Origin of the sequence: Pseudomonas sp. KCJK9000 (genome assembly GCF_046230725.1) — a bacterium.
Lineage (GTDB): Bacteria > Pseudomonadota > Gammaproteobacteria > Pseudomonadales > Pseudomonadaceae > Aquipseudomonas > Aquipseudomonas promysalinigenes.
The window spans coordinates 1-15625 of record NZ_JBJJLN010000072.1 but is presented as its reverse complement, the minus strand read 5'-3'; the positions used below and the strand labels follow the sequence as shown (position 1 = coordinate 15625).

9 protein-coding genes are annotated in these 15625 nt (G+C 60.3%); 2 read left to right on the top strand and 7 right to left on the bottom strand.

The features are described from left to right. Positions 1-122 precede the first annotated feature (122 nt). Complete coding sequence (locus ACK59H_RS21065) at positions 123-434, bottom strand: DUF6124 family protein (protein ID WP_060476818.1); 312 nt, start codon at positions 432-434, stop codon at positions 123-125. 88 nt (positions 435-522) lie between these two features. Between ACK59H_RS21065 and ACK59H_RS21060 the strand changes: the two genes are divergently transcribed. Beyond that, positions 523-1230: a LexA family transcriptional regulator gene (locus tag ACK59H_RS21060; RefSeq protein ID WP_060476819.1), complete on the top strand. Its 708-nt coding sequence runs from the start codon at positions 523-525 to the stop codon at positions 1228-1230. Positions 1231-1264: 34 nt separating this feature from the next. Here the strand turns inward: ACK59H_RS21060 and ACK59H_RS21055 are convergent, their stop codons facing one another. From ACK59H_RS21055 to ACK59H_RS21040, 4 genes are read right to left on the bottom strand one after another with little or no spacing between them, the layout of a single operon-like run. Further along, complete coding sequence (locus tag ACK59H_RS21055) at positions 1265-3217, bottom strand: acetyl/propionyl/methylcrotonyl-CoA carboxylase subunit alpha (protein ID WP_060476820.1); 1953 nt, start codon at positions 3215-3217, stop codon at positions 1265-1267. Beyond that, positions 3214-4029 (bottom strand): gamma-carboxygeranoyl-CoA hydratase, encoded by an 816-nt coding sequence (locus ACK59H_RS21050; protein ID WP_060476821.1) that lies wholly within the window; start codon positions 4027-4029, stop codon positions 3214-3216. The genes ACK59H_RS21055 and ACK59H_RS21050 overlap by 4 nt, the downstream gene beginning before the upstream one ends. Before the next feature lie 3 nt (positions 4030-4032). Further along, positions 4033-5640: a carboxyl transferase domain-containing protein gene (locus ACK59H_RS21045; RefSeq protein WP_060476822.1), complete on the bottom strand. Its 1608-nt coding sequence runs from the start codon at positions 5638-5640 to the stop codon at positions 4033-4035. A gap of 19 nt (positions 5641-5659) precedes the next feature. Continuing rightward, the gene (locus tag ACK59H_RS21040; RefSeq protein ID WP_060476823.1) at positions 5660-6823 is read right to left on the bottom strand and encodes an isovaleryl-CoA dehydrogenase; all 1164 of its coding nucleotides are present in this window, start codon (positions 6821-6823) and stop codon (positions 5660-5662) included. 221 nt (positions 6824-7044) lie between these two features. Between ACK59H_RS21040 and ACK59H_RS21035 the strand changes: the two genes are divergently transcribed. Continuing rightward, the gene (locus tag ACK59H_RS21035; protein ID WP_060476824.1) at positions 7045-8721 is read left to right on the top strand and encodes an AMP-binding protein; all 1677 of its coding nucleotides are present in this window, start codon (positions 7045-7047) and stop codon (positions 8719-8721) included. Positions 8722-8799: 78 nt separating this feature from the next. Here the strand turns inward: ACK59H_RS21035 and ACK59H_RS21030 are convergent, their stop codons facing one another. Further along, complete coding sequence (locus ACK59H_RS21030) at positions 8800-9003, bottom strand: hypothetical protein (protein ID WP_060476825.1); 204 nt, start codon at positions 9001-9003, stop codon at positions 8800-8802. A 94-nt stretch (positions 9004-9097) separates the two neighbouring features. Next, positions 9098-14590: an RHS repeat domain-containing protein gene (locus ACK59H_RS21025; RefSeq protein WP_409264873.1), complete on the bottom strand. Its 5493-nt coding sequence runs from the start codon at positions 14588-14590 to the stop codon at positions 9098-9100. Between the last annotated feature and the right edge of the window lie 1035 nt (positions 14591-15625).

Genomic DNA, 15625 nt, shown 5'->3' with positions numbered 1-15625 from the left:
TCATTTGCCAGTCAAATGAATTTTCGTTTATCCGGTGAAAATTTTTCCGGTGCGCTTCCTTGCCCCGGCGAATGGGGCCTTCCGCGGGGCCGCGGCCATCACACTCACACCTTATTGCCTTGCTAGCGCCCATTCTGCAGCGCGCGCTGATGTTCTAGCAGGGCCCTGGCCATATCAATCATGTGCATCAGCGCGAAAGTGAGTTCGCGGGTGCTGCCATCCTGGTGCGTGGCGGTTTCATGGGCAGTGGCCGCAGCGCAGCGCAGCAGCTCTATGGCGTGGTCCTGCGCCTGCTCGGCAGTGACGCCCTCGTGTAAGGTCCATATGCGGTTCTGCGCACTCGGACGCGTGGGGTTCGGGTTGAGGTAGTAGTCCAGGGCGCGGCGTGCCGCTTCGCTGTCCAAATCTGTTACGTCGTCTTTCGGTGGTTTCATCCTGATACCTGCTAGCGCCAATGGGGAAAGGGTTCAGGTCGATGATAATACCTACGGTATTTCCGCGGGTTTTCATAAATAATACTGAATGTGTATTGAGCCCGTGGAGGCAGTCCGTATCGTGCCAGCGATGAATATGGATAAATGGATTGCCCTCGTCCGTCACCGGATGGAGGAGCTAGGGCTCACTCAAGAGCAGCTTGCCGAGCGCGTTGGCGTGTCTCAAGGCAGCGTAGGGCATTGGGTGAACAAGCGGCGACAGCCAAAGATCGAGTCGATGAACCGCACCTTCGTCGAGATCGGTATGCCTCACTACAGCGTCAGCCTGCAACTGCGTATCCACGGCGCGGTTGGCGAGGAGCGTGGCCTATACGATGTTGACGATAGTGATACTGAACTCGATCTCATGCAATACATCGTGTGCTTCCGCTACCCCGTTGTGGCCTGGGATGAGCTGGGTGCTGCCGAGGGTGCCGCCCCTTGCGTGTTCGAGCAGACCGACTACCTGGCCCAGGGCAAGGCCTTCTGGCTGAACGTGGAAAACGATGCCATGAGTTCGGCCACTGGCCGCAGCGTGCCCCAGGGTATGCGGATTCTGGTCGATCCTGGGCTGGAGGCGGATACCGGGCGGCTGGTGATTGCCCGCCAGCCCGGCAGAAAGGCATTTTTACGTGAACTGGCCGAGGAGGGCGGGCAGCAGTATCTGAAAGCGCTCAACCCCAGCTATCCGACGCTGGTGTGTGAAGAGGGCTGTGAATTCCTCGGCGTTGTCGTGCGGGCACACGGTGCATTCTAGACTCAAAGGGCCGCGCAGCGGCCCTTTGGTTATTTCACTCGGCCAGTTCGACCAGCACGGTGCCTTCGCTGACCATCTCACCTTCCTGGCAGAACAACGTTTTGACTGTCCCTGCATGGGGCGCTCGGACGCTGTGTTCCATCTTCATCGCTTCGAGCACCACCAGTGGGCATCCAGCCTCTACCGCTTGGCCTAGTGCCACCAGTACTCGCACGATGCTGCCGTTCATGGGCGCAGCCAAGCCGCCTTGGTTGCTGTGGCTGGCCTCTGCTGCGGCGATCGGGTCGAACGACTGCACGGCATGCATTTCGCCATCCCACCGCAGGAACAACGTACCCTCGCGGCGGATCGCCAGGTAGCGACGGCGCACCCCGTTGTCGTCATGACAAAGCTGTTCGCCGTCCAGTTGCCATGTAGGAGTGGCACTGTGCTCAAGCGCAACCGCTTGGTCATCGCCCCCACTCACCAGATGCAGGCTGCTGCGCGCAGGCAAACCGAGCCGCAGCCCGTTGCGCCGTGCCCAGGGCGAGCCGCTATCGTCCGCTCGCTGGTGCGGCGCGTGGCCTTGTAACCATGCCTGTGCCGCCGCCTCCCAGAATGCCGCAGGCAACGCCTGCGCAGCGGGCAGCAACACCTGCTGATGGCGAGGAATGAACCCGGTATCAAGCTCGGCGGCGGCGAAGGCCGGTTGCGCGAGAATCCGCCGCAGGAAGGCTATGTTGGTTTTTACGCCGCCAATAGCGAACTCGTCGAGCATCGCCAGCAGCCGCAGGCGTGCCTGCTCTCGGTCTTGGCCCCAGGCAATCAGCTTGCCGAGCATGGGGTCGTAGAACGGTGATACCTCATCCCCTTCGCTGACCCCGCTATCGACCCGACGGCCGTCTCCGGGTGCCGATTCGCGGTACAGCGTCAGCCTACCGGTGGCTGGCAGAAACTCATTGGCCGGGTCTTCGGCATATAAGCGCACTTCTATGGCATGGCCGTTCAGCGCCACCTGCTCCTGGGTGATTGGCAGCGGTTCGCCACAGGCCACGCGGATCTGCCAGGCCACCAGGTCAAGCCCGGTGATGGCTTCGGTGACTGGGTGTTCGACCTGCAGCCGGGTGTTCATTTCCATGAAAAAGAATTCGCCACGGGCGTCGAGCAGAAACTCGACGGTACCGGCCCCGACATACCCGATGGCTTTGGCCGCACGCACCGCTGCTTCGCCCATGGCTCGGCGCAGCTCGGCGGGCAGCCCTGGCGCGGGGGCCTCTTCGACCACTTTCTGGTGGCGGCGCTGAATCGAGCAGTCACGTTCGTTCAGGTACAGGCAGTTGCCATGCTGGTCGGCGAACACCTGAATTTCCACGTGGCGCGGCTTGAGTACGTACTTTTCCACCAGCATGCGCGCATCGCCAAAGGATGACTGCGCCTCACGCTGAGCCGAGGCCAGTGCGTCAGCCAGCTGGCTTTGCTCCTCGACCACTTTCATGCCTTTGCCACCGCCGCCTGCGCTGGCTTTGAGCAACACCGGGTAGCCAATGCGCTCGGCGGCGAGGCGGAAGGTTTCCAGGTCTTGGTCCTGGCCGTGATAGCCAGGCACCAACGGCACACCTGCATCTTCCATCAGTGCCTTAGCGGCTGATTTGCTACCCATGGCATCGATGGCGCTGGCCGGTGGGCCGAGGAAGATCAGGCCAGCGGCTTCGATGGCGCGGGCGAAACCTGCGTTTTCGGAGAGAAAGCCATAGCCTGGGTGGATCGCCTGGGCGCCGCTGGCCTTGGCGGCGGCAATGATCTTGTCGATCACCAAGTAACTGTCGGCAGCCTTGCTGCCGCCCAGGTCGATTCGCACGTCGGCTTCACGGCTGTGGCGGGCGTCACGGTCGGTGGTGCTGTGCACTGCAACAGTGGTCAAGCCCATGGCTTTGGCGGTGCGCATTACCCGGCAGGCGATTTCGCCGCGGTTGGCGACCAGCAGGGTGGTCAGCGTAGGGCGGCTCATGGGCGTGGCTCCTTATTGTCATCGGTTTGCCAGGCAGGGCGGCGTTTTTCCAGGAAGGCGCGCAGGCCTTCCTGGCCTTCGGCGCTGACGCGGATGCGGGCGATGGTGTTTTCGCAATAACGGCGCAGCGCTGGGCTGAGTTCACCGTCGTCGACTTTGCACAGCAAGTCCTTGGTGGCACGCAGCGCTTGCGGGCTGTTTTGCAGCAGATTGTTCACCCAGGCTTGGACCTGCGCCTCAAGCTCGGTGGCTGGGTACACCTCGGCCAGCAAGCCCAGCTCGCGCGCGCGCGCGCCGCTGAAACGGTCGGCGGTCAATGCGTAGCGGCGGGCCGCGCGTTCACCGATGGCTTTGACCACGAATGGGCTGATCACGGCTGGAGCCAGGCCGATACGCACCTCCGAGAGGCAAAGCTGAGCGTCTTCAGCGCCGATGGCCATGTCACAGCAGCTGATAAGCCCCACTGCGCCACCAAAGGCTGCGCCGTGCACCACCGCCAATGTAGGTGCCTTGAGGCGGTGCAGGGCGTACATCAACTCGCCCAGTTCGCGGGCATCATCCAGGTTGGTGTTGAAGTCCAACTGCGCCGACTGCTGCATCCACGCAAGGTCGGCGCCAGCGCTGAAGTGCCGGCCCCGGCCGCGCAGCAGCAAGAAGCGCAGGCTGGCGTCGTCCGCCAGTTGGTCAAGGGCAACGATCAGCTCACGGATCATCTGCGCATTGAAGGCATTGTTCTTGTCCTCGCGGCTCAGCCACAGAGTGGAGAAGCCGCGCGGGTCGCGGATCACTTCGAGGGTGCTGAAGTCATTCATCGGTCACATCCGGAAAATGCCGAAGCGGCTCTGTTCGATCGGGGCGTTCAGCGCGGCTGACAATGCAAGGCCAAGAATGTCTCGGGTCTGTGCGGGGTCGATCACGCCGTCGTCCCATAGGCGAGCGCTGGAATAGTAAGGATGGCCCTGGCGTTCGTACTGGTCGAGAATCGGCTGCTTGAGCCTGGCTTCATCCTCGGCGCTGAAAGGCTGACCGCTGCGTTCGCTCTGCTCGCGCTTGACTTGCGCCAGCACCCCGGCAGCCTGCTCGGCACCCATCACGCCGATCCGCGCGTTGGGCCACATCCACAGCAAGCGCGGGTCGTAGGCGCGGCCGCACATCCCGTAGTTGCCAGCGCCGAAGCTGCCGCCGATGATCACCGTGAATTTCGGCACCTGTGCGCAGGCCACGGCGGTGACCAGCTTGGCGCCATGCTTGGCGATGCCGCCTTCCTCGTACTTTTTGCCCACCATGAAGCCTGTGATGTTCTGCAGAAACAGCAGCGGTACCCCGCGCTGGCAGGCCAGCTCGATGAAATGCGCGCCTTTTTGCGCAGCCTCGGCAAACAGAATGCCGTTGTTGGCCAGGATGGCTACTGGGTAACCCTGCAGGTGAGCAAAGCCGCACACCAGGGTGGTGCCGAACAGCGCCTTGAATTCATCGAACAGCGACGCGTCCACCAGCCTTGCAATCACTTCGCGCACGTCGAAGGGTTGTTTGGCATCTGCCGGGATCACGCCGTAAAGCTCCTCGGCGCTATACAGCGGTTCAGCCGGCACCTGGCACTGCAACTTGCCAAGCTTGTGCCAGTTGAGGTTGGCCACGCTGCGCCTGGCAATTGCCAGGGCGTGTTCGTCGTCGTCGGCGTAATGGTCGGCTACGCCGCTGGTACGGCAATGCACGTCGGCGCCGCCGAGCTCCTCGGCGCTCACCACTTCACCGGTGGCGGCTTTGACCAGCGGCGGCCCGGCCAGAAAAATGGTCGCCTGCTCGCGGACCATGATCGCTTCATCGGCCATGGCTGGCACATAGGCACCGCCAGCGGTGCAGGAGCCCATCACCACGGCGATCTGCGGGATACCCAACGCGCTCATGTTGGCCTGGTTGAAGAAGATTCGCCCGAAATGCTCGCGGTCGGGGAACACTTCGTCCTGGCGTGGCAGGTTGGCGCCGCCGGAGTCCACCAGGTAGATGCACGGTAGCCGGTTCTGCAGGGCGATGGTTTGTGCGCGCAGGTGCTTTTTCACCGTCAGCGGGTAGTAAGAGCCGCCTTTGACCGTGGCATCGTTGGCCACGATCATGCATTCAACACCCTCGATGCGCCCGATGCCGGCGATCAAGCCTGCTGCCGGTACGTCCTCGCCATACACGTGATGGGCGGCCAACTGGCCGATCTCCAGAAATGGCGAGCCTGCATCCAGCAGCCGGTCGATGCGCTCACGTGGCAGCAGCTTGCCACGCGAGGTGTGCCGCTGCTGAGCGCTCGGCCCACCTCCCTGGGCCACTTGGGCGAGCAGGCCGCGAAGGTGTCTGACCTGTTCGAGCATGGCCGCGCTGTTGTTGGCGAACTCTGCCGAACGCGGATTGATCTGGGTATGCAAGATAGCCATAGGCGCCCGTTCCTTGTTCTCAGCGGGTTTCGTTGAACAATTCGCGACCGATCAACATCCGGCGAATTTCGCTGGTGCCGGCGCCGATCTCGTACAGCTTGGCATCGCGCAGCAGGCGGCCAGCTGGGAATTCGTTGATGTAGCCATTGCCGCCGAGAATCTGGATCGCTTCCAGGGCCATCTGCGTGGCGCGCTCGGCGGTATAAAGAATTACCCCGGCGGCGTCCTTGCGGGTGGTTTCGCCACGGTCGCAGGCCTGTGCCACGGCATACAGGTAGGCGCGGCTGGCGTTGAGTTGGGTGTACAGGTCGGCAAGCTTGCCCTGGATCAACTGGAACTCGCCGATGCTCTGGCCGAATTGTTTGCGGTCGTGAACATAGGGCACCACCAGGTCCATACAGCTTTGCATGATGCCGGTCGGGCCGCCGGAGAGCACCACGCGCTCGTAGTCCAGGCCGCTCATCAGCACCTTCACGCCGCCGTTGAGTTGCCCAAGGATATTTTCGGCCGGCACTTCAACGCCGTCGAAAAACAGCTCGCAGGTGTTGGAGCCGCGCATGCCCAGCTTGTCGAATTTGGTGCTGCGGCTAAAGCCTTTCCAATCACGCTCGACGATGAAAGCGGTGATGCCATGAGCGCCCTTGTCCAGATCGGTCTTGGCGTAAATCACGTAGGTGTTGGCGTCTGGGCCGTTGGTGATCCAAGTCTTGCTGCCGTTAAGCACATAGTGATCGCCGTGCTGCTCGGCGCGCAGTTTCATCGACACAACGTCGGAGCCGGCGTTGGGCTCGCTCATGGCCAAGGCACCGATGTGCTCGCCGCTGATCAGCTTGGGCAGGTACTTGAGTTTCTGTTCGTGGGTGCCGTTGCGGTTGATCTGGTTCACGCAGAGGTTGGAGTGGGCGCCGTAAGACAGTGCCACCGAGGCCGAAGCGCGACTGATCTCCTCCATGGCAACCACATGGGCGAGGTAGCCCAGGCCTGCGCCGCCGTATTCTTCGCTAACGGTAATCCCCAGCAAGCCCATGTCGCCGAACTTGCGCCACATGTCGGCGGGGAACAGGTTGTCATGGTCGATTTGCGCTGCACGTGGCGCCAATTCGGCGGCGACGAAGGTGCGCACCTGGTCGCGGAGCATGTCGATGGTTTCGCCGAGGGCGAAGTTCAGGCTGGGGTAAAGCATTCAATGGCACCTTCTTGTTCTTGAAATAGGGGTAACACCGTAGCTCACGGCCAGCACCTAGTCGGCTGTGCTGACCAATGCGGTGCTCTGTATAACCTTTACGTTAACGTAAACCTGCATTCAGATGCTGTCAATTGGCTCGTCACCTTTACGTAAACGTAAATCTACGCCAAAGTAGTTATCGCCCGTTGTGCCCAAAACAATCACAAGAAGGGACACCCATGAGTCAACCAAGCTATACCCGCGGTCGCCAGGACCAACCGCTGCTAACGATGACCATCGGCCAGGCTTTCGACGCGACCGTGGCCCGCTGCGGCGACGGTGAAGCGCTTGTAGTACGGCACCAGAACCTGCGCTACAGCTGGCGGCAACTTGCCGACCAAGTGGACCTGCACGCCCGCGCGCTCATGGCGTTGGGCGTGTGTGTGGGCGAGCGGGTTGGCATCTGGGCACCCAACTGCGCTCAGTGGTGCATCCTGCAAATTGCCAGCGCCAAAGTCGGTGCGATTCTGGTGAACATCAACCCGGCGTACCGTGTGGGTGAACTGGAGTACGTGCTCCGTCAGTCCGGCTGCTGCTGGCTGGTATGTGCCGATGCCTTCAAGACCTGCGATTACCACGCCATGGTGCAGCAGTTGGTGCCGGAGCTGGCCAGCGCCGAGATGGGCGATTTGACCAGTCAATGCTTGCCGCAGCTGCGTGGTGTGGTCAGCCTGGCGGCTAACCCGCCAAGCGGCTTCCTGCCCTGGCAAACCCTTGCCGAGCGGGCAGGGCAGACCTCGCTGCAAGCCTATGCGGCCCGCCAGCACAGTGTGAAGTTCGACCAGCCGGTGAATATTCAGTACACCTCCGGTACCACCGGCGCACCCAAGGGCGCTACCCTCAGCCATTACAACATCCTCAACAACGGCTTCATGGTCGGTGAAAGCCTGGGACTGAGCGCGCTTGACCGCATGGTAATCCCGGTGCCGCTGTACCACTGTTTCGGCATGGTCATGGCCAACCTGGGTTGCATCACCCATGGCAGCACCATGATCTACCCAAGCGACGCCTTCGACGCCGAGCTGGCGCTGCGTGCAGTGGCCGAGGAGCGTGCGAGCATCCTGTATGGCGTGCCGACCATGTTCATCGCCATGCTCGACCACCCGTCGCGCCTGCAGCTGGACCTGTCGACGTTACGCAGCGGCATCATGGCCGGCGCTACCTGCCCAATCGAGGTGATGCGCCGGGTGATTGACCAGTTGCACATGGCGCAAGTGCAAATCGCTTACGGCATGACCGAAACCAGCCCAGTGTCCCTTCAGACCGGCCCCGATGACGAGCTGGAATTGCGCGTGACCACCGTGGGGCGTACCCAGCCTAAGCTTGAGACCAAGCTGGTGGACGGCGAGGGTTGCATCGTCCCCCGCGGCCAGATAGGCGAATTGTGTACCCGTGGTTACAGTGTGATGCTTGGCTACTGGGGCAATCCCCAGGCCACCGCTGATGCCATTGACCCGCAGGGCTGGATGCATTCTGGCGACCTTGCAACGATGGATGAGCAGGGTTATGTGCGTATCGTTGGGCGTAACAAGGACATGATCATTCGTGGAGGCGAGAATATTTATCCACGGGAGTTGGAGGAATTTCTGCACACCCACCCGGCGGTGGCCGAGGCCCAGGTCGTGGGTATACCCTGCAGCAAATACGGTGAGCAAGTGGTGGCGTGGATCCGCCTGCACCCAGGCCATAGCGCTACGGCGGATGAGCTGCAGCAGTGGTGCAACGGGCGGATAGCGCATTTCAAGACGCCACGGCATTTCTGCTTTGTCGAGGCGTTCCCGATGACCGTGACCGGCAAGGTGCAGAAGTTTCGCATCCGCGAGATCAGCATTGCGCAATGGGTAGCTGGAACGTAGAACAGGGCGCCTGGTGTTGGCCGCTGAGTGGCCGGTGCCCCGCACTCTGCAGCGGGGCACGGCTTTTGACGCCGGAGGTTACTTACGTTTGACATTGACGGCGTAGGGTTTGCCATTAACCAGCTCGATGTCGAACACCACCTCAACACCGTCCTCCAGGTCGCCAGCCTCTTCCGGGGGAAGGTATACCAACTTCTTCTCATATTTCACGTCGATGTGGCCGAATTTATCGACTTCATCCATATCACGCACTTTGCCGGTCCTGCCTATTTTATCGCTCATGGTTGCATCCTCGTTGTCATCGCTTAGGTGCGCGCTTGCCCGTCAACAATGCAAGCGCATGTTGGTGCGTTAACCGCATTCAGCTGTCAGGCCCCTACCAGAAACTTGCACTTTGGGTTGCAGGTAGCAGCCTGTGCCGTACCGTGCGCAGGGATGGCAAGCGAGGTACCTGCCCAGCTGCAGTGCTACCCGAACGCCTTACGCTGACGGCGTTACTCGCCTGCCGCTCGGGTTGCTCTGCGTCTTCCAGCGCCTGGCGCTGGCTTTCCAGGTCGATGCTCGAGTTGATCGTGCCAAGCAAGATATTGCTGTCGAGCAGGTTGCCAGCAGCATCGGCGGTATAGGCGACAGCGCGGTGCATCCGCGTTTGCATGATCGGTGCGAGCATCCCCTTGCTTTGCATGTAACTGCCAACTTTCCCGATCAGTCCCGACCGGGCGAAGTTGATCGGGGTGTTTTCACCTATTACGACGGTTTCAGTCAGGTGATACATCAGCCTTCGGCGAAGGCTGCCCAGCTTGCCAGGGGAGCCCAGACCACCCAGCGCATCATCGGCCAACGCACTCAGCCGGCCGGCCCCACGGGCTGCACGCCAGGAGGCTTTGAGCCCTTTAAGCCCCGCTCGCGCAAATGTCTTGGCCGCGTTCCACACCACTTTGGCGCCTTTGCCCACCAGCGTGGCACCCTTTGCCAAAAGTTTGAGCCCGCTCAGGCCGAGCTTGAACAACCCAGAGAAGCCCATGGTGCTCAACACCCCGGTGGTGACCGAAGCGATACTCAGTGCCCGCGACAACCGAGGGTTCGAATCGGCGGTGAATACTGCCGCCACTTCGAACGCGAACGACAGTATGCTCATCACCGTGACGAAGCCCAGCACGATCGCCGACATACCCCCGGTGACGACGGTCAGCACCGCGCCCACCACCGCCAGCAATGCCGAGAATGCCAGGCCACGCCAACGGTTGCCGACCGGCATTTTCTGCGTGTCGGTCAGCGCTCTTTCGTAGCTGGCCTTCTGCGCCTGCTGGTCCCAGCGGCTGACCATGATCGCACCGCTGGGATCGTGCAGGTTGACCGGGTCCGGGCAATGGGCATAGTCATTGATACCCCCTTCGCCGAACGGGCTGAGCCAGTCGGGCTGGGCGTAGCGGCGCAGTGTCGGGTCGTAGCTGCGGTAACCATTGCCGGCGTGATAGTGACCGGTGACCGGATCACGGCGCATACCGTTGTACCCGTTGACGACACCCTCCAGCGCTTTGCCCTCGCCGAAGGGCAGCAAGGGCGCCAGTTCCAGCTTACCGTCCCGGACCTGCCCGGCGACCCCCGACTGTGGGTCATCGATCAACCAACGCACCTCGTTTTCATCGTACTGAGCCAGGCCGCAGGTCAAGCTTGTGTGCTGGCAAGCCTCGCCGGCCTTGTCGTATCGCAATTGGCCAATCAGCTCGTCGCCGTCATAGCGCAGCTCGCGGGTGCTCTGGTCGCTTTCCAGGTACTGCGCCGCCAGACGCTGGCTGCCGTCGTATTCATAGCGCGCTAGTAGCTTGCCGGCGTCATCAGTGACCTTGAGGATCTGGCCGGCGGCGTTGTAACTGTAGTGATGCTGGCCAGCGGCGTCGGTCAGAAAGCCGTTGGCGTTCCATGCCAAGTTTTGGGTGTCATCGTCGCAGTTGATTCCCACAAGCTGGGTGGGGTCGGTTTTGCTGTAGGCCAGGTCTTCGGTATGGGTTTTGCCGTCATAGGTGGTGGTGATGCATTGCGTCAGGTTGCTCAAGGCATCCCAAGTGAACGCCTGGGCTTTTACCGCCACGCCCCGTGCATTGAGTGGGCAATGCTTGGCGGCGCTGGTTTTGCATTCGTACTTTTGCAGACGATCGAGCGCGTCGTACTCGAAATGCTCCGCACGCAGCTGCTTGCCCTGCTCGTAACTGGTCTTGCTAGCCAAGCGACCATCGCCGCGCCAGGTCAGGCATTGCTTGAAGCATTCGCTACCATTGCGCAGGAAGCGCCGGGTCATTTCCTGGCCAAAGCCATCGTATTCACTCAGCACTTGCCAGCGGCCGCCGGCTTTGAGTGCCAGGGCGCTACGCGACTGCAGGCGGCCCTGTGGGTCGTAGCGGTGTATGACCTCTTCATGGTCCTGGCACGTGCGCAGCAACAGCCCTTGGCGGTCGGTGAACACACGTTGCCAGTGGCCGTCAGCGCGCAGCGATGCCAGCGTCAGTCCACGCAGGCTCTGCCAGCGGCAGCCCTGGCGCTTGGCACGGGGCGATGTCTGCTCGACATGCTGGCGTCCAGGCAGGTTGGCGTCGCGGTAGGTCTGTTTCCAGTCACTGGCGGTTTTGCTGTCGCTGGCGGCCGAGTCGAGGGTCAGTGTGTCATTGTTGACGGTGAGGCTGGAGAGGGTATGGCCCTGCGCCATGAGCCACGAACCGCCGGCGTTCTGAAGAGTAAAAAGGGTGCTTTTATCAGGCAGCGTCACGCTAGTATCGCTGAAACCGTAAGTGCGTTTGCCCACGGTGCGCGAAGTGAGCGTGCTGATGGCAGTGACTTTCTGCATAGCCACTACCACGCCGTCCACTTTCAGTTCGGTGGCGTGGTTGCTCAGGCCGTGATAGCGGTAGGCGATGGTGGACTTGTCGGGGCGGGTAAGCTGCGTGACCCTACCCATTGCGTCGCGCTTAAGGCTGTAGCTAGCAGTTTGCGTGCCCAGGCTACGTTCGTATCGAATGACATGGCCTGACCGGTCGTAGTGCCTGAGCAATTGCAGCTGCGTACGGCCAGCACTATCGGTCAGGTGCTCCACTTGTTCGAAGGTCCCGTCCCTGCGATGAGCGTACTCGGAGCTGCGTTGGAACAGACATTGCCCGTCCAGGCCATGTTCGACCAGGTGCTGGGTCTTGATGTCCTGGGTCGCAAGCGAGTCGGACCCAAGGCTGCCTGATGCGGCGTCGGTGTTGCTCTGGGCTTGCAGTGCGCTGAGCATCCCCGGCCCATCCAGGCCTCCTTGTTCGCGGATCCAGGCTCGCGGTCCTGTACCCAGCACTTCAGGGGTCATCTCGACCACAGCCTGGCCGCCGGGCAAGTAGTCCCAGCTACAGCTGGCCAGCAATTCCCCGGAGTCCTGACCGTGAAAGTCATAGTGCTCCAGCGCAATGAAGTGCTGGGTGCCATGCTTGCACCACTCGCGTCGCCAGGTGCGTTGGAGGCCGTCCATATAGCTGCGGCTGATGTCCTGGTTTTTATGGGTATGCGTGGCGAGTTTGCCGTCAGCCGAATAGCGGGTGCTGGTCGACTCGTCGGCTTGCTGGTCTTTGCCCTTGGCTGTGGCACCGTCCTTGATCAGGTAGCGTGATTCTTCAATCACACGGCCCAGCGCGTCGTACTGCCAGTGCACCTCCTCACCTTGCTCCATTCGTTCCAGGCGGCGCCTGGCATGGCGTGAGCGCAGCTCGGTACTGAGCAGTTCGGTACCTGCCGAGGTGGTGCTGTTGACGCGCACGGTAATGCCAGGGGTAGTCGGATTGTCCTCGAAGGCTTGCAGGTTTTTAAGCTCCAAGCGCTCTTTGCCGTGATGGGTGACTTGGGTATCTGTGACCGACCACTGCATGACCTTGCTTTGGGGTGTCTTAGGGCTGACCTCGCTTATTTCGGTGGTGCGCTGGCGCCAAACCAGGGTAGCCCCGGCATCGGTCAGCGCCCACTTGGTGTCGCTGTCGAGCCTGTCGCCTTTGACTTGGCCCTCGACCCCTTCGATCACCACCACTTGTGCCAGCTCCAGCAGGTCGCGTGTACCGCGCTTTACCTTGCGGTAGCCAAATAGGCGTAGCCCTTTTGCGTTGCCGAACGGGTCGCACTGGTATTCCGCCATGACCGGCGCCGTGGCGTAGTCCGGGATGAATGGGCAATTGAGGGTGGGTAGCGCTTCCAGCCCAGTGAGCGAGTTGAGCTTGATCGTATTGTCGCCAGCCTGGGTGTAGTAGCAGCGGTACAGAATGTGTTCGTCGCTTTTATGCAGGCGCAGCACATTACCGGCAAGGTCCTCTTCCTGGGTCGCCACCTCTACAGAGCGCCCCAGCCTGTCTCGCTCCTCACGTGGGGTATAGGCCAGTAGCCAAGAGATGCTGGCCGCCAGTTTTAGACGCTCTTCATCATCGGATTTGTCGAAGAACCACTGAAGCAGCTCGCGCTGGCGCTCTACCAATACCGCCCCGTCTTTCACCGCCGGTTCGTCAGCTTTATCGCCAGCTTTCAAGGCGAAGAGCAGCTCGGCAAATTCATCGCCCGCCCCGGTGTAGCGGTAGCCTTTGGTCAGCCGAAGCTGGTCGTTTTTCTTCTGGTCAGGGCGGGTGGTGAAGTACAGCCAGTGGTCCTGCTCCGAAGCCACTGCGCGCAGGAATTCGAAACGCTCGACACGTCTTTCATGTTTGACGCGGCCATGCACCAGCAGGTGTCGCTCGCGGGCGCTGTGTGGGCCGCACTCGTATTCGACGCTGACAATGCGGTGATCGGTCGCCAGAAAGTCCCCGTCATACTTGTAGGTGGCTACCTGGTTCTGCTGGGCATCGCCGGGCATCAGCGCATGCAGCACCACGCGCGGCAGCCCAGGACGACGATCCTTTCTCCCATCGGGTCGTTGCCAGGGTTGATATTTCACGCATTCGATTGACCCATCCAGTTCCCTCAAGCTACACAGTACGCGGTCCAGAGTGGGGTCGTCGTCGTAGTCGCAGTCCACCTGTTGCAGCACGGTGTTATTCTGCTTTCGTATGAGTTTACGCAGCAAGTAGCCTTCGAGTTCGAGGTTGACCTCATACTTCTCAGCCTGGCTGCCGGGCCAGACTTGCATCCGGACCTCAGAGCCCGTCTTCTCGTGCGGTTTGATGTATTGCGCTTTGAATAATGCTTCGTTGCCACTGTTGACCGCTACCAGCAGAAACTGGCCTTTCTGACGCTTCCATTCCAGTGCGAGTTTCTCACCATAGGGCGACTCGATGATCGTGGGCAGTAGCTGAACGAAGGGTTTCTCGTAGTCGGCGATGCGTCGGTCGAGCTCCTTGATATTGCTGTCTCCCTGCCAAGCCTGGAGTGCTTCGTTGTAGTCCAGTTCTGCGGCGCCGTAGTACAGATGAGGTACGCACATCACCGTCCATTGCTGCCAACTGTCAGGCTTCGCTGGGAAATCAGGCTTGGACTTGGTACGGATGGCTTTCAGCGTTTTCAGCACGAGTTCATGAAACGCTTTGTTCGGTTCTTCCTCGTCGCTGCCTTGGGCGGCGGGCTTTTTCAGTACTTCCTGCCGGCCGGAGGGCAAATCGATGATGAATTCACTGTAATCGGCGTTGCTGCGCACTACGCATGCGGGCAGCTTGAGCGCTTGACCCTTGCCCAGTTCGGACCACTGCGCGTCGGTGAACTTGACCTGGACCCCATCGGACAGGGTCAGCAGCCTGTCGCGCACCTGCACGCTGGAGAAACGCCAGGCCCAACCGTCACCCAGTCCGGCCTCGTTGGCGCGCATGGCCGAATAGTGCAAGGTCAGTTCACATACCGGCCCCTGGCCTTGCAAGCCTTGTAGGCTGGCCACCGGGTAGTGGGCATGGAACAGACCTGTGCGCGGGTCGACGCCTGATTCACTGTGGCCGGTGGTGTCGAATACTTCGGAGCCGTTTGTATTGGCATAGTCCTCGCAAAGGTAACTTATTTGTGTCCAATCTTTCAGTTTGGGTGGGGGCGTGAAGACGAAAGGCCAGGATTGTGGCCATAATTTAGTGGCGTGCACTTCACCAAAATGGCCAACGAGCAGGCTTTCTTTACCGCGCTCTGATTCTGGGCAATACAGATAGATGTCAAATGACTGCTTATCTATCGGGCCTTGCCAAGAGATAGTGTCAGTGGTGACGGAGACTGGCCATACACGACTTTCGCGTAGAGCCATGCCTTGGGCCCTACGCAGTTGCCTGATAAGCTCGACGTATCCAGCGTAGGCCCCCTTTTCAGCTGAGGCCATTGATTCGAAGAAGTTAGCTTCCAAACTCTCCAAGGTTTTTTCCACGAAATCCATTGCGTCGAGATCGGACTTGAGCGTTTGGATGGCTTTTTCGGAGGTTTGGTAAATGGCCTTCAGTAAGTGGTTCGTAAGGTTATCGAAAGGGCTGTAATGTGGCGGAAGGTTCGACTCTATAGTTTCTTCTATGAGGTTTCTGAACAGTTCGACAGTTAAGTAATCTTTAGCAGATTTCGAGCGCGAAAGTGCAGCGTAGGTTGCGGTTTTATCACCATCTGGATCTTCTGGGTCTGGGTTATCAACTGAACTCGCAATAATGTCAATCAGATCGTCGTAAATGGTTTCTTGAATGCAATCGTCTGTCACTTTTAAGTGAGTCTCATGCGCGCTTTTGTCACCTGCTAGAAACGCATTCTTGACCTCGTAATGCTTTTGAAGAAGTTGTGTTGAAATTGAGTAGTTGAAGGTTTTTTTTATATATTCAGGGTCATATTTTTCGCTTGGGTTTTGTTCGAGGAAATATGAAAAATCCGAAATGGTGAGATTGCTAATTTTTCAGTGTGTGTATATAAGGTGCGTTCAGCGGGGTCGGCTAAATAATTTTTCAGCGCGGCC

What these genes read in the sequence shown, in the direction of transcription:
- ACK59H_RS21065 (WP_060476818.1), bottom strand. Translation starts at nt 434, where the DNA reads ATGAAACCACCGAAAGACGACGTAACAGATTTGGACAGCGAAGCGGCA.
- ACK59H_RS21060 (WP_060476819.1), top strand. Translation starts at nt 523, where the DNA reads ATGTGTATTGAGCCCGTGGAGGCAGTCCGTATCGTGCCAGCGATGAAT.
- ACK59H_RS21055 (WP_060476820.1), bottom strand. Translation starts at nt 3,217, where the DNA reads ATGAGCCGCCCTACGCTGACCACCCTGCTGGTCGCCAACCGCGGCGAA.
- ACK59H_RS21050 (WP_060476821.1), bottom strand. Translation starts at nt 4,029, where the DNA reads ATGAATGACTTCAGCACCCTCGAAGTGATCCGCGACCCGCGCGGCTTC.
- ACK59H_RS21045 (WP_060476822.1), bottom strand. Translation starts at nt 5,640, where the DNA reads ATGGCTATCTTGCATACCCAGATCAATCCGCGTTCGGCAGAGTTCGCC.
- ACK59H_RS21040 (WP_060476823.1), bottom strand. Translation starts at nt 6,823, where the DNA reads ATGCTTTACCCCAGCCTGAACTTCGCCCTCGGCGAAACCATCGACATG.
- ACK59H_RS21035 (WP_060476824.1), top strand. Translation starts at nt 7,045, where the DNA reads ATGAGTCAACCAAGCTATACCCGCGGTCGCCAGGACCAACCGCTGCTA.
- ACK59H_RS21030 (WP_060476825.1), bottom strand. Translation starts at nt 9,003, where the DNA reads ATGAGCGATAAAATAGGCAGGACCGGCAAAGTGCGTGATATGGATGAA.